Below are 18,135 nucleotides of genomic sequence, written 5' to 3'. Positions count from 1 at the left end.
ACTGATTCTTCATTCTCTCCCATTAAAAAAGATACCGACTTTGGTCGGTTTTCTTTTTTTATCTTTTTTTGAAAATTCACATAAAATTCAGAATAAGTCCATGAGCTTCTCACATTCTTCTTTTATTCTATAGGTGTCAGTTAATAATAACTGATTCTTCATTCTCTCCCATTAAAAAAGATACCGACTTTGGTCGGTTTTCTTTTTTTTATCCCTTTTTTGAAAATTCACATAAAATTCAGAATAAGTCCATGATCTTCCCACATTCTTCTTTTATTCTATAGGTGTCAGTTAACAGAACTGACACTCATTCTCTCCCCTATAAAAATATTTATGAAATGAAAAACCACTTCTTCAAAAGTGGTTTTTCATTTATATTTAGCTAATAGCTTCGCCACTACATCTCTAAATTGATTTCGCTTAACATCCAGGATCACAAGTGTCTGACGTTTTGGAAACTTAGCATCACTCCATAGATCCGTTACTGTTTTACCAAAGCTGATTTCTCCTTGTGTTTCTACATAGACACCGGCTTTTTTTCCTGTGAAAAGATCTGGATATTTCAAATACAGGACAGGACAAACATCGTGTAAACATAACATTGGTCGATAATAACGGGTGTATAGATCAATATTTGATTTTGTGGATTCTAGGTAAAATTCTGAAACTGCCGTTTTGTCTTGTGCCATTTTTTGAACTTCTTCTACTTCAAGATAAGCCTTCATGGTCACATCTAAGCCAAACATAACAATAGGAATACCGCACTTAAAGACTGTTTCTGCCGCATGAGGATCCGTATGGATATTAAATTCTGAGCAAGGTGTACAATTACCGCCCATAGCAGCTCCACCCATAATTAAGATACGCTTCACATATTGTGTTAAATCAGGATGTTTATACAAACTGATAGCAATATTCGTTAGCGGTCCAACCGCCACAATTTCTAAATTACCTTTAGCTTCCAAAGCCGCTTCATAGAGGGCATCCCATGCCTTTTTTTCTTCTACGATAGCTTTTGACTCCGGGATAATAGCACCACCCAAACCATCTTTTCCATGTACAAAAGCCGCATCCTGTAAATCAATCATTAAAGGTTTATGCGCTCCAGGATAAACTTTAATATCCTCTTTTTTTGCTAAAGAACAAACATTTCTAGCATTCACGAAAGTTCGATCATGCCCTACATTTCCAGCTACTGCTGAAATCCCTTTTATCAAAAGATGATCCAACTGAAAAGCACATAATAAAGCAACCGCATCATCCACTCCGGTGTCTGTATCAATCCATACTGGAATTAAACGACTCATATTTTTACCTCATGACCTTCATAAGCTCTACAGCTATCCACCAATAATTGCACAAATGCAGCTCGATTTACATTGACAACCACTTGGGCATTACAAGTCTTTCCACTCAACTTTCCACCAAAATCACCGATAGTGGCTCCTCTTGTATAATGACCCTTAGTTTCAATTTGGACATAAGCCTCTTTCATTTCAAAAATTTCCGGTTTTACCAAAACCGCCACGGCACATGGGTCATGCAAAGGAGAACCATTCCAACCAAGTTCTTTATGATGCTTAAAGAAAAACTCTAACCAATCCGCTACAATCGTTGCCACTTGGTTTTTAACAGATCTGATCTTCTGACCATCCTCAGGATAAACAATAGCCTTTTCAGTCACATCCAATCCACACATAATCAATGGGATTCCCGATTGAAAAACAATGGCTGCTGCTTCAGGATCTTCAAAAATATTAAATTCAGCCGCCGGAGTCCAGTTTCCATTCTTTAAACCACCACCCATAATAGAAATACGTTCTATTTTTTCCTTCAATTCCGGATGAGCCAATAATAATTCCGCCACATTTGTTAAAGGACCTGTTGCAACAATCGTTACTGCTTCTTCGCTTTCCTTTAAAACTTTTGCCATCAAGGAAACTGAAGATAAAGAAGACAAATTCATGACAGGTTCTGGTAAAGCCGGACCATCCAGACCCGATTCTCCATGGAAATTCCCCGCTGTTATCAAATCTGACATTAAAGGAACCTCTCTACCCTTTGCGATTGGGGCTTGAATTTTTAATAATGTACAAATTCTCATTGCATTATAGGTTGTCTTTTTTAACGTTTGATTACCGGCAACACTGGTTACAGCCAGAATATCGAAGAGAGGATTAGCTTTCGCTATCACCCACGCTATCGCATCATCATGTCCCGGATCACCATCTAAAATCAATGGTATCTTTTTCATGTTTTTCTCCTTATTGATTTATGACTTCCTGTAAAGCTTCTTTAGAATGAGAGCGTTTAGCTTTACGAATTTCATGTACTGCAAAAATGACTAAACCAATGATTGTAATTAAATATGGAATTGGTGAAACTAAGTTTGAATCAATACCCGTTGCTGAAATCTTAATGCCTAGGGCTTGTGCCAAACCAAAAATCATGGCCGCAAACATGGCACCAACCGGTTCTCCTGCTCCCATCGCTTGTGCTGCCAAAGCAATAAAACCACGTCCGGCTACCATATCTAAAGACCAACCGGCCGCATAATACATGGACATAAAAGCACCACCTAACCCACAAAATACACCGGCAATCACCATGGTGATATATTTAATTTTTTTGACACTGACACCAACAGAGGAAGCCGCATTTGGATTTTCACCAACTGAACGAATGTTTAAGCCTAAAGAAGTCCGATACAAAAGAACCCAAGTCAAAGCCACTAAGATAAAGGCAATATAAGTCAATAAATTATGTCCCGAAAAAATTGGACCAATGAAAGGAATAGACTGTAAACCGGGAATATGAATATTTGGAATCTGCAATTCCTTTGTGATAAAGGAAGTCGTTGATGTGAATTGTTTTCCTTCGGTTATTCCGGTAATAATCTTAACTAAGAAAATCGTTCCTCCCGATCCAATCATATTGATTGCCGTACCCGTTAAAATCACATTTGTCTTCAATTGAAAAGCGAAGAACCCCATCAATAAACTCACTAAGATTCCCGTTACAATCGCCACCAATAACCCTATCAGCCAACTGGAAAAATAATACGCAAATAAAGAACCAAACAACGCTGAAATCATCATGGTTCCTTCTAAACCAATATTAGAAATACCTGCCTTTTCACAAATCACAGCCGCCAATGCCGCAAATAAAATTGGAGCTGTAATACGGAAAACAGAGAAGAAAAATTCAGGATTCAAGATCATTTCAAACATACTATTATTTACCTCTTTCCGAGTTCGGTTTTTCTTTCAGTTCTTCCTCAGCGCTCTTAACCACCAAACGTTGACGATATTTCGCCAAGAATTGATCAGCCGCAAAGAACAAGAAGATCACCGCTTGAATAATATCAATTAATTGAGCCGGTACCGTAGAATAAGTGGACATCAACGTACATCCTTTTCCTAAATAAGAAATAAAGAAAGCCGCTAATGGTGTAAAAGCAGGATTATTGCCAGCCAAAATGGCGACCGTTACCCCTGTCCAGCCATAACCAGGTAAAGAAGTCCAGTCAAAATAAATATTCTTACCCAGCATTTCAATACCACCACCCATGCCGGCTAATAAACCACCGATCACTTGAGCCAAGATAATGATGAAGGCCACATTCAAACCCGAATACATGGAGAATTTTTGATTGATACCAATCATGCGGATGGCATATCCCCAACGAGTTCGATACATGAATAAAGTCACCAAAACAACCATAACCATCACAACTATAAAACCAATAGATAATTTTGACCCATTATCAATCAATTGAGGCAACATCGCATTGGATTGAAAATTAGCTGTCTGTACCGTTCCCTTTGTCTTATCAGCAATAAAAGTATTCATTAAAAACTTAATAATGTACATGATAACATAGTTCAACATCAACGAATTTACCATTTCACTGACATTTAATTTAGCCTTTAAAACCGATGGTATCAACATCATCAAGCCCGCTACAATCGTTCCCGCTAATATGGCAATGATTGGTAATAAAGCCCCCGGTAAAGGAGCGTAAACAGCCACTAACGCTGTCACAAAACCACCAAGAAGAATTCCTCCTTCTGAGCCAAGATTAAATTGATTGGCTGAGAACATCACACAAGTCGCTAAACCGGTGAAAACAATTGGAATCATACTGGCTAAAATATCGGTGAAACTCTTAACACTGAAACTACCATCCGCCTTAAATAAAGGTCTAAATAACATCGTTGATAAAGCTGAAAAAGTAGAACTTAATTTTTCAATCAGTGAGTCTCCCTTAGAACTGATAAAAATAAATATGGCTGCAACCAGCAACGCAATTCCAATAGCCATAGCTCCACGAACAATATTAAACATCAAACTTCTTTTCTTATTCATGACATACCCTCTTTATTTCTTCCGGTGTTTGTTTTTGAAGACCTAACATAAAACGTCCCATTGTTTCATCATCCAATTTCGACGTATCCTCAAAATAGGCAACGATCTTTCCACCATACATAACCATCAAACTATCGGATAATTCCATGACCTCATTCAAATCAGCCGATACCAGCAAAACACCAATTCCCGAGCGTGACAATTCCACTAATTTTTTGCGAATAAATTCCGTTGCTCCAACATCAATACCTCGTGTCGGCTGATCAGCAATAATTAATTCCGGATGACTGGAAAACTCACGCGCCACGACAACCTTTTGAATATTTCCTCCCGATAACATGCCGACCCTTTGATTACGATTCTTGCATAAAATTTGATATTCTTGAATCAATTGATCCGAAGCTTCATGAATTGCCTTTGTATGAAATAAAAGACCCTTATTATATTCTTTATAGGAACAACGATCGGATAAAAGATTTTCTTCCACCGTCGCACTGGCCGCAATCCCATACAACATCCGATCCTCAGGAACTAAAGAAACTCGTCTTTGACGTAACTGCAATTGATCCATTCCTACCATATTTTCTCCATTGATAAAAATTGATCCTGCATTGGGACGATCCAAGCCAAACAACATATCCACCAATTCTTTTTGACCATTTCCTTCAACACCGGCAATGCCTAAAATTTCCCCCTTACGTACAGAAAAGGAAACTTTATCCAGCATTTTCTTGCCCCAATCATTGATGAACTCCAGATCCCGAACTTTCAAAACTTCTTTCGTTGGTTTCGCCGTTTCTTTTTCCACTTGTAAAATCACATCACGACCAACCATCAACCGTGAAATTTTTTCTGGTGTTACCTCTTTAGTTTCATAAACCCCTAAAAATTTACCACCCCGTAAAATACTTAAACGATCGGTGATTTCCATGATTTCATTTAACTTATGGGAAATGAAAATCAATGTATAGCCTTGTTTTTTTAAATGAACCAATTCTTTGAATAATTCAGCTGTTTCTTGTGTGGTCAAAACCGCTGTCGGCTCATCTAAAATCAAAATCTTAGCTCCACGAACCAGTGCCTTTAAAATCTCTACCTTTTGTTTCATGCCTACGGGAATATCCACGACACGAGCATTAGGATCCACTATTAAATTGAATTTTTTAGCATACTCCTCTGTAATTTGAATGGCTTTTTGTCGATCAATGAAAATACCGCCTTTTTTAGGGATCATCCCTAAAACAATATTTTCCGCTACCGTTAAACTTGGCACCAACATAAAATGTTGATGCACCATACCAATCCCTTTTGCAATCGCTACATTAGGCGATGTTAAATTCACTTTTTCTCCATGAATAAAAATTTCCCCTTCCGTCGGTTGTTCCAAACCGAACAGCATTTTCATCAATGTTGATTTTCCGGCTCCATTTTCCCCCATCAGAGCATGGATTTCACCTTTACGAACATTCAAATCTACATTTTGGTTGGCCACAACACCGTTTGGATAAATCTTCTTGATACCTTTCATTTGAATGACATATTCTTCATTCATCATGCTTACCTCTCGATCTATTGACTGAAACGATAAAAATAAATCCAATCATCATCCTTTAGAATTGAGAAGAAAATTGGATCTAAATACAATATGTACAATAAATGATTACTTCTCGTAAAAATATAGGGTAGATGAAATAAGTCACCCTACTTCATCTACCTTTCTTTACATTATTTAGGGCGAACTTCTTCGCGCAATTTTTCTAATGTCTTTTTCTTATCGCCTAAGGCTGTTGGAACTTTCACTTTGCCATCTAAAATAGCTTTGATCGCTTCTTCCACTTTCTTTTTCGTTGCTTCAGAAGCGTATTTCTTAAAGTTTTTATCCTTAACCAAACCAACACCATTTTCCTTCAAGCCTAAGGAAACTTCTGTTCCCCAGTGTTCTTTACCGGCATCTAATTCATCAAATACCCAAATCAAAGAATTGCCAATATTCTTTAATCCCGATGTTAATGTAATATCCGCTAAATTCTTTGATAAAGTTAACTCTTGATCAGAATCCACCCCAATAAACCAAGCTTTCTTAGCCAAAGCAGCCTCTGTAGCACCATTACCGGCATTACCGGCAACACCCCAGATAATGTCAGCCTTCTTATCGGAAATCATGGATAAACCATATTCTTTTGCTTTCGCCGTATCTACATAATCATTGGTATAACGAGTATCAATTTTAATATTTGGATCAACAGAACGAGCTCCTTCAATATAGCCATACAAGAAATCATTAATAACCGGACTGTCAATACCACCAACAAAGCCTAATACTTTATCCGGATTGATATTTTTCACATTAGTATCTGTCGTCATGCAAGCAGCGAATACCCCCACCACATAACCCAATTCATTTTGTTTATACGTTAAATTTAACACATTCTTATTGGCACCAACATATGTATTATCATCAAAAATCACATACTTCTGATCCGGATATTTAGTCGCCACTTCTTTTAAATAATCCGGCATTTGATACGTACCAACAACAATAACATCGTATTCCTTACTTTCAGATACTTCATACAACGTTGACAACCATTTAGGTTTATCTTGCTCTGTACCACCCATTTCAATCGTCTTCAAAGTAATACGACCATCATTTTTCAGCTTGGTTAAACCTGCCATAGCGGAATCGAAGAAGGATTTATCACCCAAATTACCGTTAACCAAATAGGCAACCTTATGAACTTTTCCTGTCTTCTTTTCATTGCCCTTGCCATTTTCCTTCTTAGCACCACATCCAATTAATGGAATTACCAAGAATAACGCTAAAAGTGCTTTGTATAATTTTTTCATCTTTTCTCCTCCCAAAGCCTTTGAACTCTTACAAAATCTTCCTAAATGCGTTAGAATATCTGTAAGCGGTTTCACTAACTTTATTTTATGGTTGTTAATACTTTCTGTCAATATTTTATATATGAAAAACAACCAAAAAAAACAGGAGGTTATTTCAATGAGTGAATTTCTTTTTCCTAAAATTGATCTGCACTTGCATTTAGATGGGTCTTTTCGTATGGAAACTATCTGGGAATTAGCTATGGAACAAAAAATTCCAATGCCTGCTAAAACCTTAGATGAATATAAAGCCTACATTCAACGTTGTTCTCATGCCCGAAATGTGAATGAATACTTAAAAATGTTTGATGACCCTTTAAAAGTCATGCAAGATATAAAATCTCTACATCGAATCACTAAAGAACTGATTGAAGATCTAGTTAAACAAGAAGTTTGTTATGCGGAAATTCGTTTTGCCCCTCAACTTCACACGCAAAAAAAGCTATCCCAAGCTCAAGTAATTGAAGCCGTTTTAGAAGGTAGAAAACAAGCTTTAGAACTTTATCCTCATATTCAAATCGGCATTATCCTTTGCATGATGAGTCTTGATTCTATAACCATCAATGAAGCGGCTAACCGCCAAACCGTTGAACTATGTAAAAAATATTTACATAAGGGTGTCGTTGCTTTAGACTTGGCCGGAATGGAAGGAATTGTTCCCTTAAGTGACTTTAGTCCTTTTTTTCAACAAGCTCAATCATTAGGAATTCCTTGTACTTGTCATGCAGGAGATAGTCAACCATCTCAAAGTGTTCAAGATGCCATTTCTTTTGGTGTTCAAAGAATTGGTCATGGGCATCGTATCATTGATGATTTAAAATTGTGTCAACTGGCTAAGGAAAAACAGATTTTGCTGGAAATATGTCCTACCTCCAATGTCCAATGTCAAACAGTCTCTTCTTATCCAAAACATCCCGTTAAAAAACTATATGAACTGGGTGTTCCTGTTTCTATCAATACCGATAACATGACTTTAGCTGGTGTTCATTTAGAAGATGAATATAGACATTGCATAAATGAAATGGGTTTTACAAAGAAAGATCTCATCCAAATGAATCTTTATTCCATCCAAGCCGCTTTTATAAAGGAATCAGAAAAAAAGAAAATCATCCAAGACTTACAACAAGCCTTAAAGAAGTGCTAAAACATCATATTCTTATGTAAAGCATCTTATCCAAGTAAAATCCATCATTATGTTGAATCGTCTAACAGATGGAGATCGAATACCTCCCCATTTAAAAAGTTATAGTGCATGATCATCATGAATTCAGAAATATAAAAAGACATTCGTTTAAATAAAAAGTGCTGTATCAAGCACTTTTTTTGTTGCAATAAAGTGGACAAAGAATTATTTGTGTTATACTAATCATACAAATCATACTTTTAGTTTGGAGGTTATCTATGAAATACCCAGAAGGAAAATACGCTTGGACTGTTAAGATAGGAGAAAAAGGGCAGTTTGTTATACCTAAAGAAGCCCGCGATATTTTCAACATTAAACCCGGAGATACTTTAATCGTTCTAGCGGATACCAATAAGGGTATCGCTATTCCACCTAAAAATATGTTTTCCCATTTAATGGACACTATTTTTAACCAAAACACCTCAAAGGAAGACAAAGAATGAATGCAATCATCATTAGAGATCTTACAAAGAAATATGGAAATATAGTTTCTGTAAATCATCTTAATTTAACAGTTGAACAAGGTGAATTATTTGCTTTACTTGGTGTAAATGGTGCAGGAAAAAGTACAACGATTAAACTATTATCTTGTTTGATACAACCAATGAGCGGAGATGCCTTACTGCTTGGAAATAGTATCATTTCTAATTCACAAGCCGTAAAAAAAATAATCAATATCTCACCACAGGAAACAGCGGTAGCTGCCAATTTATCTGTTTTAGAAAATTTGGTGCTTATTGCAGGTTTATATGGACAAGACCGTAAAACAGCCACTAAAAACGCTCATGAAATAGCACAAAAATTTGGTTTGGAAACAGAATTGAATAAAAAAGCCAGCCATTTATCCGGTGGAATGCAACGCCGACTTTCTATCGCTATGGCTTTGATTTCAAAACCTCAAATTTTGTTTTTGGATGAACCGACTTTAGGACTTGATGTCTTAGCTCGCCGTGAGTTATGGGCTTCTATCAAATCATTAAAAGGGAAAGTGACGATCATTCTTACAAGCCATTATATGGATGAAGTTGAAAATTTAGCTGATCGTATAGGAATCATGATTAAGGGACAATTAACAACTGTTGGAACAGTAGCAGAATTAACTAAGCAAACAGGTACTTCTAAATTAGAAGATGCCTTTGTTGCCCTTTCAGGAGGTTCACTATGAAAATATTTCTATTTGCAAAGCGGAATATCAAAGAGATATTACGTGATCCTATTCATCTCTTTTTTAGCCTTGGCTTTCCACTTGTTCTATTAGCTTTGTTATCCATTATCAACTCTGCTATTCCATCAGAAGCGAAAAACACCATGTTTCAAATCACAAATCTCGCACCGGGAGTGGCCATGTTCGGTAGTGTGTTTATGGCGTTATTTGCAGGTATGTTGTTAGCAAAAGATCGCACATCTTCTTTCTTAATGCGTTTGTTTACATCTCCGATGACAACCAAAGATTTTATTTTAGGTTACACGTTGCCTATGATCGTTATCACCATCGTACAAGCTACCATAACCTTCTTGATGGCCGGTGCTTTTGGCCTTGATATCAACATCAATATCTTTTTTGCCATTATGATGACAGCCTTGACCTCATTATTATTTATCGGTACAGGTTTGTTTTTTGGTAGTCTTTTGAATGATAAAGCGGTTGGTGGTGTTTGTGGAGCATTACTGACCAATATTGCAGGTTGGCTATCCGGAGTTTTTATCCCAATTGATTTGATAGGTGGTACTTTTAAGGAAATCACAACTATTTTCCCCTTTTACCATAGTGTCGAAATAATAAGGGTAAGTTTAAGCGGTCATTTCAACCATATCCTTCCTCATTTAATGATTGTAATAGGATATACAGCCACTATCTTCATATTAACTATGATTGTTTTTAACCGTAAAATAAATGGTGAAAAAGGATAAAAATAAATCCCGACTTCATTGGAATATTCTATTTTCTAACTATACATCAATGACTTAATATCCATGATAATATCCTTCAAAAAGAAATTTTTCAGGATTCTTTTGAATGTAATCAAGTTCTGTTTCTTCTCCATCGTAATCATAAACAAAATCATCCGCTTCTTCTAACATCTCATAAAAAGCATTTTTATTTTCTGCTTCTAATACTTTTAGAACTTTTAACCTTTCTTCTCTATCCAATGGAATCTTTCCCCCAAAATAATCAATCACTTTTTCAAAATTATTGGCAAAATGATTCATCCCAAATAACCTAAAACCATTCAAGGTATCCTCCCAAACAATTCCGGTGGAATTAAAGAAAAATTGATGATGTCCGCCATTATTCACCTCTATAAAGTACCAAATGATCGCCAGTAAATATCTTTGTTCTAAAGTGAAAGATTTCGCCGATTCCAAATATTTCTCATAAGAATCATAAATATTAACCATAGCGTATACCGGCTCAATAACTTCCCATGAGTCTTCCACTTTCTGAATATCTTGTACTGTCATTTTTTTGTATTTTTCCGGTCTTTGCAGTTTTTTTATTTCCTGAATACTTTTATCCACATACGAAAAATAGTATTTATATAAAAGTGGATACTTTTCAGAAGAATCTTCAAGAACTTTCTTTAAATCACTAAGTCTGACCAGTTCAATACACCATTCGATGATTTCATTCTCCTGATCTTTTGCAAGTGCCGTTGCTTTATCAAGCATATATAATGCTTTTTTAGATTCCGTTTCAAAATCATATTTTAAATTTTCTGATAACTTCCAACATGTAAAACCATACCGATAATACCAAACAGCATCTCTATCCTTTTCCAAAACTCTATCTAAAACCTTTTTCGCCTCTTCTGATTGAGCCTGGTTATTATAGGCTTTGGCAAGTTCAGCTAAAAGTTTTCCGTCTAAATTTTCGAATCCTACCGATAAGAGTAAATCAATGATTTCTTCTGATTGATCAGCATTATGTAATTCTATGATACTTTGTAACTTCTGATCTTTACTAAGCTGTTGGAATTCTTCCACCCTCATTATTTGATAATCCATTTTGATTCATCCTCCAAAACAATCCATTTCCCTATCTTCCTATTTTATTAAACTCAATGATAGATTTCATTAAAAATAGCAAGCTAAAAAGAGTCTGATGATTCATTCACCAAACCCTTACTTCCTCCATCAAAGGAATACTTTGAGCAGCTCCTTCTCTGGTAACCGTAATACTGCTAGCTTTACTAGCCATTTGCAAGGCCTCCTTTATAGTACTTCCTTGTAAAATCATGGCTAAGAAAAAACCTGTAAAAGTATCTCCGGCTGCGGTTGTATCCTTTGCTTCAACTTTAAAAGCTTTTTGATGAATCACTTCTTCACCATGGATATAATAAGAACCTTCACTACCGACCGTCATCACCATTTCAGCCTTTGGATACGCCTTTTGCAAAGCCATAATGATGGCTTCATTTTCTTCGCAATCACACTTAGCCAATTCTTTAGCTTCCACTTCATTCACCAACAAATAGTCCACCAAGTGCAAAGGATATTGGAATACCTTGTCATTCATAGGAGCCACATTGAAAGCTATTCTCATCCCTTTCTCATGGGCTTTTTCAATCAAATAAGCCAAAGAAGAAATTTCATTTTGAATCAATAATAAATCCCCTTTTTCAAACTGTTTTAAGACATCATCTACTTGCTCAAAACCGATAGCTTCGTTAGCACCACCATGTAAAATAATACAATTTTCACCATGTGCCACTTGGATAATAGCGTGTCCTGTGGATAAAGATTCATGACTTATCAAATAATCTGTTCGAACACCATATTTTTGTAAATAATCTATAAATGGTTGTCCATCTATACCAACCATCCCCGCATGATATACTTCCATACCGGCTTTCGCTAAAGCAATCGATTGGTTCAATCCTTTACCTCCAAAGTGACGGCTATAACGAAGGGATGAAATCGTTTCTTTTGGTTGAACAAAGTGATCCATTTCATACACATAATCAAAATTTAAAGAGCCAAAACTAAGTACTTTCATCTTTTCACTCCTATTTCATAGGATATTATCTTAAATATCCAAATTTTCCAAAGATTTCTTCAAAATGTTCGCCGACTTCAATAAATCATCTCTTTCTTGTTCCGAAAGTAACACTGGAACCAATTCTTCAATTCCATTGCGCCCTACAATCGCTGGAACACTGAGACTCACCTCACTAATCCCATATTCCCCATGCAAACAAGTGCTAATCGGAAGAACACACTTCTCATCTTTCAAAACCGCTCGACAAAGGCGAACCACGGAAGCCGCAATACCATAATAGGTCGCATGTTTCTTTTCAATAATTTTATAAGCCGCATTCTTAACATCATCTGCAATATCTTTTTGTGAGGCTTCCAAGTCACCAATTCCTTGCATCCCTCTTAACGCAAAGAAATCTGACAACGGAACTCCTGATACATTCGCATTCGACCACGTTACAATTTCAGAATCACCATGTTCACCAATCACATAGGCATGAACCGAACGAGCATCGACATCCAATCTATTACCAATCAGATATCGCAAACGAGCCGTATCTAAAACGGTCCCTGATCCAAAAACACGATTTTCCGGCATGCCGGAATACTTTTGAGCATATAATGTTAAAACATCTACCGGATTCGCTACCACAATCAAAATCCCTTCACAATTTTGTTTGCGAATTTCTGCCATGATAGACGAATGAATTGAAATATTTTTCTTTAATAAATCCAATCTGGTTTCTCCCGGTTTTTGATTGGCCCCAGCTGTTAAAACAATGATAGCAGCATCTTTGATATCCGCATAATCCCCTGCATAGATATTCATTGGGTTGCATAAAGCAGCACCATGGTTAATATCCATAGCCTCTCCTTCTGCTTTCTCCTTCATCACATCCACTAAAACCATTTCTGAAAAAAGGCTACTTTGCATTAACGCAAAAGCACTGGATGATCCAACAAAGCCAGTTCCGATAACTGCTACTTTTCTAAAATTAATACTCATCTTTTTACCTCCTCTCTCATTATATCCATTTCAACCAAAATTGCTTAAAAAAGGATATTTTGTTTTAAGAAACGATATCCATGATCAAATTTCTGTTAAAATAATTAACATGTCCATGAAAAAAATAATTGGTAAAATTTTTAAAGCTGATACAGATTTTAACCTAATTCAAAAAGGAGATCGTATTTGTGTAGGGGTATCAGGAGGCAAAGATTCTGTTCTATTACTTTATGCCTTATCCCTTTATCAAAAAGCAGCGAAACGGATTGCCAACAAAGACTTCAGTGTGATTGGCATTCACTTAGAAATGGGTTTTGAAAATATGGATTTCACCGATTTGCACTCTTTTCTGAAAAAAAAAGAAATTGAATATGTTGATTATCCCACTCGGTTATATGAAATTCTTAAACTTCATCCTAAAAACAATAAGATTCAATGTTCACTATGTTCTAAATTAAAAAAAGGAGCGATTGTTCAAGCAGCCAAAGAGTACAGTTGTAATAAAGTGGCGTTTGCTCATCATGCCGATGATGCCATTGAAACCTTATTGATGAATATGATTTACGGAGCTCGAATTTCTACTTTTTCTCCTGCTATGCATTTAAAAGTATCCGGCATGGATTTTATTCGTCCTCTTATTTATTGCTTTGAAAATGAAATTCGAAAAACGGTAGAACAGGAACAGTTACCATTGGTCAAAAGTACTTGTCCTAATGACGGATATACCAAACGTCAAGAAACCAAGGAACTCTTACACCAAATTTACCATGCTTTCCCCACAGCCAAAGAAAACTTCTTGACTTCCTTATCCAATCAAGCACAATTAGATCTTTGGGTAAAAGGAGAAGATTGGCAACATAGTGCTGAATAAGCACTTTTTTATTTAACAAATGATCATTTTAAAAAGTCAGGAATCCCCTGACCTTTATTTTTAATCAATGCTTTTCAAAACCGGGTTCATCTTGATCTACGTAATCCAAAATAGCTGATCGGGCAATATTACAAGCATGATCTCCCATACGTTCAATCGTTCCTAAAATATCTACATAAACCGATGAAGCAACCGAGGAATGACAATCACCATTAGCCATCCGTGTAAAATGCCCTTGTCTAGCAGCATACTCCGTTTCATCCATTTCATTTTCTTTTTCCATCAATTCGTGATACACCTTTTCATCACGTTCTTCATAAACACGAATACATAGTTTCATCATTTCATTCAATTCATCAAACATGGTATTCATATCTACAATAGCCACCGGTGAGAAGGTGGATTTATCCTCTCGAACCATATCAAAGAATTCTACCAGATTCACTCCTAAATCACCAATACGTTCTAGATTTTTCGTGATTTCCAATCCCCGCCGTAACTCGGTTTGATCTGATGGAGTTAGTTGTTGATTCTTCGAGATGGCAATTAAGAATTCAGTGATCTTCTTATCCAACTTATTGACCGTATTTTCTCCTGTCATTAAGTTTTCATGATCTTCGCTATTACCCGGTTTATTCAGATAATCTCTTGTGTCTTGGTTATCTTGGTCAACCACGGAAGCCATCTTGACAATCGCTGTCTTCGCTGAATCAATCGCCACGGAAGGAAGCGTATTAGCTGCTAAATTAGTCGTCAACTCATCAATATTGATTTCAATACGCTTAGGCTCTTCTCCTGGAAGAATCTTACGAATCAAGTTACAGAATTGGTTCATAAATGGGAAGAAAACGATCGTCGCTGTCGTATTAAAAATAATATGTGCCACCGCTAACTGAGCCATGCCGGAAATACCAAAAATTTGTGAGATCCATAGAATAAAACGAGCATATGGATGTAAGAAAATCATTCCAATCGCTGTTCCGATAATATTAAATAGAATATGAATTCCGGCCGTTCTTTTAGCCGCTGTACTACCGCCAATACAAGCCAAAATACCTGTTACCGTCGTTCCAATATTAGCCCCGAAGACAAAAGGTAAGACTGCAATAAATTGCAAAGCACCAGCCGCATATAATTTTTGTACAATACCGATAGTGGCTGAAGAAGCCTGCACAGCCCCTGTCATCAGCGTCCCTGCCAATAAACCTAAGAACGGATTATTAGCCATATCTGTCGCAAACTTCGTAAATTCCGGTAAATCTTTAATGGCGCTTAAAGCCGATCCCATTGAGTTTAAGCCATAGAATATCAAACCGAAACCCATTACAATGGTTCCAACTGATTTTATCTTTACTTTCTTAGCAAAACTAACGACAATAGCACCAAAGAATACAAAATATAAAACATAATTATCAATATTTAAAGAGATCAGTAAGGAAGTAAAAGTCGTCCCAATGTTGGCTCCCATAATGATGCCTGCAGCTTGCGGTAAGGTCATCAACCCGGCACGTACCAATCCAATCGTAATAGCTGTTGAAGCCGAAGAAGATTGCATAATAATGGTAATCAAAATACCGATGATCAAAGCGGAAAACGGGTTGGTGGTATATTTATTGATATAATCTCTTAATTGATCACCAGCAATAGCTTTTAAACCATCTCCCATAAAGCCAATGCCAAAGAGGAATAAACCGAATCCCCCTAAAATCACATCCCATCGCAAACTACTAAGATTCATTTATTGCCTCCATGCTTTGTGCATTTCTACAACGTAAATTTTAATCGAATTATGTCAAAAAAGAAAGTCACTTCCGATATACTTGTCCATTTTTTCATAAGCTAAAAGTAACCTTATTTCAAAATTCTATTTAAAATACTTTAACAGAAGGAAAGGCAAGTGCTATACTAAAGGCATGCAGGCGTGATTCAATGGTAGAATGTGACCTTCCCAAGGTTAATACGCGAGTTCGATTCTCGTCGCCTGCTTATACCTTGACCCTAGTTAATAGGGTTTTTTATTGCTTTAACACCTCATTTAAGAAACAAACCGATAATGACCATCAGAAGATGGAAAATAAAATCAGAAGATAAAAACAAGTCACCTTAATGAGTTCATTTTTAAAAGGGAAAATCTAGTTTTCTTACTTTATCAAAACCATCCTTTGAATCCTATATCAGCCCTACTTCATAGCATAAGCATAAAAAAACGGTTTTCCTATGCTTTTTTGACAAAAGCACAGTATCACCGCTTTTACAATTTCTTATTTCATTCCATCACTTCAAGAATGACCACTCTTGACTTTAGAATCCATAGCTTTCATAAGAGTATCAGCCAGTAAACTGTAACCGACTGAATATCCATTAATAATCAGCCCTTTTGACATACAATATATATCCTATATCTCATCAATACTGATCTTCCACCATCATTTACATAAGATACAAGCATGAATAGGTATGATTGTATTCATGGATAAAATCAGCTTGCAAAAAATGACTAACCATTTGAACGTTCTCTTTATCATAATAGTACAAAGGATCTACACTTAAGAAAAAGGAAATTTTAATGAAAAGGAATTGTTATTAAGAATTAAGCCGGATATCATTATACAACTATGAATGATACTTACTTTAAATAGTAAAGACCTATCCCATTATTTTAGACGAGTAAGAAACTCCTGATCTATTTCTTCCACTGTCATTGTTGTATGAAAAGATATATGCTTTTTATATTCTGTCCCCAACGATTTCCTTGCTTTAAATTGAAATTCCTCAACAGTTTTAGAATCATATTCAAAGCGATTGTATATTCCACCTGAACACTTTCCCCAATCAGATAAATATCCGATGATTTCAAAAAATGAATCATTGTAAGACTCAAACTTCTTCGTTTCTCTAACTCCCAAGTACTCGCTAAAACAGCTATCAAACGCATAATAAAACTCAGGAGAACGCCATGGAAGAGAATTTCGTTCTCTGTTATGAAAATTTGCATCAATAATATATGATTTAAGCACATCATCCATTGTCGGCTTATCTATTGCTCTTACTGTCGTTTGGATGTAGCAATAGTATGTCTCTTTATCAAAGAATCGTCCGTTTATGGCAATCAAAGCTCCCCACATACCATCATGATATTGAAATGCCATTACTGCTCCGTTTCTGTATTTGCTATCTATCGGAATGGGTGGGGCTACTCGTTTTTTAGGTCTTGCTTTCTTTACACTGATTTTATCCAAAAATTTTTCCAGATTCTTTTGTCTTTGACGTAAAAATTGATCATCGGCACCTAACTTCTTCGCAACGGATAAATCTTCTCCGCTTTCAATCACTTCCTTTACTCTAAGAAAAAAGTCATCCTCTATTTGACCGACTTCCCACATACAATGCGCCAAACTGAATATGACATCAAATCTATCCTCATCATCTTCATAAGGAAGCAAATCATTTTTGATATCAATCGGATCTTCTCCACGATTATATCTTGTGAAAAATTCATCTTTAATATCACATGAAGTATCATTTCCAAAAATAGTCGCATTCCATGTTCCCATAATACCCCCTTCATTTCAATTCTAAGTTGCCTTATCTTTCTGATAGCCATCTTCTTTCATCGCTTTTTAACTCAGAAAACGAAAACCAAACTAAATTGTCAAGCGTGACCATGGTATCATCCACATAACCTTTTGATTTTTGATATTCATTCACTTTGACCGCAAACCGTGTAGGAGAAATTTCTTCAAATTGGTAACGATAATTATTTTCTTTCATCTTGAAGTTAGAAAATTTCATATCCATCACGTCTAAAAATAAAATAAGACTCTCTATTCTATCCATTTCTTT

At 36.1% G+C, this 18,135-nt stretch carries 17 protein-coding genes and 1 tRNA gene; 6 read left to right on the top strand and 12 right to left on the bottom strand.

The genetic code is table 11. The annotated features are described in order from the left end of the window. Positions 1-368 precede the first annotated feature (368 nt). The 6 genes from HMPREF9013_RS02970 to HMPREF9013_RS02945 form a co-directional block, all read right to left on the bottom strand. Complete coding sequence (locus HMPREF9013_RS02970) at positions 369-1,307, bottom strand: nucleoside hydrolase (RefSeq protein ID WP_006626888.1); 939 nt, start codon at positions 1,305-1,307, stop codon at positions 369-371. Next, positions 1,304-2,254, bottom strand: coding sequence for a nucleoside hydrolase (locus HMPREF9013_RS02965; protein WP_006626887.1), 951 nt, complete (start codon positions 2,252-2,254; stop codon positions 1,304-1,306). Before HMPREF9013_RS02965 ends, HMPREF9013_RS02970 begins: the two co-directional genes overlap by 4 nt. Positions 2,255-2,264: 10 nt before the next feature. Next, on the bottom strand, positions 2,265-3,230 hold the full coding sequence (locus HMPREF9013_RS02960; RefSeq protein ID WP_006626886.1) for an ABC transporter permease: 966 nt from the start codon (positions 3,228-3,230) through the stop codon (positions 2,265-2,267). A gap of 4 nt (positions 3,231-3,234) precedes the next feature. After that, the gene (locus HMPREF9013_RS02955) at positions 3,235-4,368 is read right to left on the bottom strand and encodes an ABC transporter permease (protein ID WP_006626885.1); all 1,134 of its coding nucleotides are present in this window, start codon (positions 4,366-4,368) and stop codon (positions 3,235-3,237) included. After that, positions 4,361-5,923, bottom strand: coding sequence for an ABC transporter ATP-binding protein (locus HMPREF9013_RS02950; protein WP_006626884.1), 1,563 nt, complete (start codon positions 5,921-5,923; stop codon positions 4,361-4,363). The genes HMPREF9013_RS02955 and HMPREF9013_RS02950 overlap by 8 nt, the downstream gene beginning before the upstream one ends. A gap of 170 nt (positions 5,924-6,093) precedes the next feature. After that, complete coding sequence (locus tag HMPREF9013_RS02945) at positions 6,094-7,215, bottom strand: BMP family ABC transporter substrate-binding protein (protein ID WP_006626883.1); 1,122 nt, start codon at positions 7,213-7,215, stop codon at positions 6,094-6,096. Positions 7,216-7,372: 157 nt separating this feature from the next. Between HMPREF9013_RS02945 and add the strand changes: the two genes are divergently transcribed. The 4 genes from add to HMPREF9013_RS02925 all read left to right on the top strand — a co-directional run bounded on the left by add (position 7,373) and on the right by HMPREF9013_RS02925 (position 10,348). Further along, a complete protein-coding gene (add, locus tag HMPREF9013_RS02940; RefSeq protein ID WP_006626882.1) occupies positions 7,373-8,398 on the top strand; it encodes an adenosine deaminase in 1,026 nt (341 codons plus the stop codon). 257 nt (positions 8,399-8,655) lie between these two features. Beyond that, complete coding sequence (locus HMPREF9013_RS02935) at positions 8,656-8,880, top strand: AbrB/MazE/SpoVT family DNA-binding domain-containing protein (RefSeq protein WP_006626881.1); 225 nt, start codon at positions 8,656-8,658, stop codon at positions 8,878-8,880. Next, positions 8,877-9,602 (top strand): ABC transporter ATP-binding protein, encoded by a 726-nt coding sequence (locus tag HMPREF9013_RS02930; RefSeq protein WP_006626880.1) that lies wholly within the window; start codon positions 8,877-8,879, stop codon positions 9,600-9,602. Before HMPREF9013_RS02935 ends, HMPREF9013_RS02930 begins: the two co-directional genes overlap by 4 nt. Continuing rightward, positions 9,599-10,348, top strand: coding sequence for an ABC transporter permease (locus HMPREF9013_RS02925; RefSeq protein WP_006626879.1), 750 nt, complete (start codon positions 9,599-9,601; stop codon positions 10,346-10,348). Before HMPREF9013_RS02930 ends, HMPREF9013_RS02925 begins: the two co-directional genes overlap by 4 nt. Positions 10,349-10,402: 54 nt before the next feature. On the opposite strand, the gene HMPREF9013_RS02920 is transcribed toward HMPREF9013_RS02925, so the two are convergent. The 3 genes from HMPREF9013_RS02920 to HMPREF9013_RS02910 all read right to left on the bottom strand — a co-directional run bounded on the left by HMPREF9013_RS02920 (position 10,403) and on the right by HMPREF9013_RS02910 (position 13,421). Beyond that, positions 10,403-11,443, bottom strand: coding sequence for a DMP19 family protein (locus tag HMPREF9013_RS02920; RefSeq protein WP_006626878.1), 1,041 nt, complete (start codon positions 11,441-11,443; stop codon positions 10,403-10,405). 106 nt (positions 11,444-11,549) lie between these two features. Continuing rightward, entirely contained in the window at positions 11,550-12,434 is an 885-nt protein-coding gene (locus HMPREF9013_RS02915; RefSeq protein ID WP_006626877.1) for a ribokinase, read from the bottom strand. Between the two features lie 30 nt (positions 12,435-12,464). Next, positions 12,465-13,421 (bottom strand): L-lactate dehydrogenase, encoded by a 957-nt coding sequence (locus tag HMPREF9013_RS02910; protein ID WP_006626876.1) that lies wholly within the window; start codon positions 13,419-13,421, stop codon positions 12,465-12,467. A 109-nt stretch (positions 13,422-13,530) separates the two neighbouring features. On the opposite strand from HMPREF9013_RS02910, the gene HMPREF9013_RS02905 reads away from it, so the two are divergent. Continuing rightward, the gene (locus HMPREF9013_RS02905) at positions 13,531-14,292 is read left to right on the top strand and encodes a tRNA 2-thiocytidine(32) synthetase TtcA (protein WP_006626875.1); all 762 of its coding nucleotides are present in this window, start codon (positions 13,531-13,533) and stop codon (positions 14,290-14,292) included. 64 nt (positions 14,293-14,356) lie between these two features. Here HMPREF9013_RS02905 and HMPREF9013_RS02900 read toward each other — a convergent pair whose 3' ends face one another. Then, positions 14,357-16,030, bottom strand: a complete 1,674-nt coding sequence (locus HMPREF9013_RS02900; RefSeq protein WP_006626874.1) for a Na/Pi cotransporter family protein — start codon at positions 16,028-16,030, stop codon at positions 14,357-14,359. Positions 16,031-16,207: 177 nt separating this feature from the next. Between HMPREF9013_RS02900 and HMPREF9013_RS02895 the strand changes: the two genes are divergently transcribed. Beyond that, positions 16,208-16,278: transfer RNA gene (locus tag HMPREF9013_RS02895), tRNA-Gly, on the top strand. Positions 16,279-16,946: 668 nt separating this feature from the next. On the opposite strand, the gene HMPREF9013_RS02890 is transcribed toward HMPREF9013_RS02895, so the two are convergent. Together HMPREF9013_RS02890 and HMPREF9013_RS02885 are read right to left on the bottom strand one after the other, a co-directional pair. Beyond that, positions 16,947-17,846 carry a hypothetical protein gene (locus HMPREF9013_RS02890; protein WP_006626873.1) on the bottom strand — a complete coding sequence of 300 codons (900 nt, stop codon included), beginning with the start codon at positions 17,844-17,846 and terminating at the stop codon, positions 16,947-16,949. A 31-nt stretch (positions 17,847-17,877) separates the two neighbouring features. Further along, on the bottom strand, positions 17,878-18,129 hold the full coding sequence (locus HMPREF9013_RS02885) for a hypothetical protein (protein WP_040333370.1): 252 nt from the start codon (positions 18,127-18,129) through the stop codon (positions 17,878-17,880). Positions 18,130-18,135 lie beyond the last annotated feature (6 nt).

The sequence above is a fragment of the Bulleidia extructa W1219 genome (genome assembly GCF_000177375.1).
Classification (GTDB): domain Bacteria; phylum Bacillota_I; class Bacilli_A; order Erysipelotrichales; family Erysipelotrichaceae; genus Bulleidia; species Bulleidia extructa.
The sequence above is the reverse complement of the archived record's forward strand: the minus strand, read 5'-3'. Positions and strand labels throughout refer to the sequence as shown.

What these genes read in the sequence shown, in the direction of transcription:
- HMPREF9013_RS02945 (WP_006626883.1), bottom strand. Translation starts at nt 7,215, where the DNA reads ATGAAAAAATTATACAAAGCACTTTTAGCGTTATTCTTGGTAATTCCA.
- HMPREF9013_RS02925 (WP_006626879.1), top strand. Translation starts at nt 9,599, where the DNA reads ATGAAAATATTTCTATTTGCAAAGCGGAATATCAAAGAGATATTACGT.
- HMPREF9013_RS02960 (WP_006626886.1), bottom strand. Translation starts at nt 3,230, where the DNA reads ATGTTTGAAATGATCTTGAATCCTGAATTTTTCTTCTCTGTTTTCCGT.
- HMPREF9013_RS02885 (WP_040333370.1), bottom strand. Translation starts at nt 18,129, where the DNA reads ATGGATAGAATAGAGAGTCTTATTTTATTTTTAGACGTGATGGATATG.
- add (WP_006626882.1), top strand. Translation starts at nt 7,373, where the DNA reads ATGAGTGAATTTCTTTTTCCTAAAATTGATCTGCACTTGCATTTAGAT.
- HMPREF9013_RS02935 (WP_006626881.1), top strand. Translation starts at nt 8,656, where the DNA reads ATGAAATACCCAGAAGGAAAATACGCTTGGACTGTTAAGATAGGAGAA.
- HMPREF9013_RS02900 (WP_006626874.1), bottom strand. Translation starts at nt 16,030, where the DNA reads ATGAATCTTAGTAGTTTGCGATGGGATGTGATTTTAGGGGGATTCGGT.
- HMPREF9013_RS02905 (WP_006626875.1), top strand. Translation starts at nt 13,531, where the DNA reads ATGTCCATGAAAAAAATAATTGGTAAAATTTTTAAAGCTGATACAGAT.
- HMPREF9013_RS02920 (WP_006626878.1), bottom strand. Translation starts at nt 11,443, where the DNA reads ATGGATTATCAAATAATGAGGGTGGAAGAATTCCAACAGCTTAGTAAA.
- HMPREF9013_RS02955 (WP_006626885.1), bottom strand. Translation starts at nt 4,368, where the DNA reads ATGAATAAGAAAAGAAGTTTGATGTTTAATATTGTTCGTGGAGCTATG.
- HMPREF9013_RS02910 (WP_006626876.1), bottom strand. Translation starts at nt 13,421, where the DNA reads ATGAGTATTAATTTTAGAAAAGTAGCAGTTATCGGAACTGGCTTTGTT.
- HMPREF9013_RS02965 (WP_006626887.1), bottom strand. Translation starts at nt 2,254, where the DNA reads ATGAAAAAGATACCATTGATTTTAGATGGTGATCCGGGACATGATGAT.
- HMPREF9013_RS02970 (WP_006626888.1), bottom strand. Translation starts at nt 1,307, where the DNA reads ATGAGTCGTTTAATTCCAGTATGGATTGATACAGACACCGGAGTGGAT.
- HMPREF9013_RS02915 (WP_006626877.1), bottom strand. Translation starts at nt 12,434, where the DNA reads ATGAAAGTACTTAGTTTTGGCTCTTTAAATTTTGATTATGTGTATGAA.
- HMPREF9013_RS02930 (WP_006626880.1), top strand. Translation starts at nt 8,877, where the DNA reads ATGAATGCAATCATCATTAGAGATCTTACAAAGAAATATGGAAATATA.
- HMPREF9013_RS02950 (WP_006626884.1), bottom strand. Translation starts at nt 5,923, where the DNA reads ATGATGAATGAAGAATATGTCATTCAAATGAAAGGTATCAAGAAGATT.
- HMPREF9013_RS02890 (WP_006626873.1), bottom strand. Translation starts at nt 17,846, where the DNA reads ATGGGAACATGGAATGCGACTATTTTTGGAAATGATACTTCATGTGAT.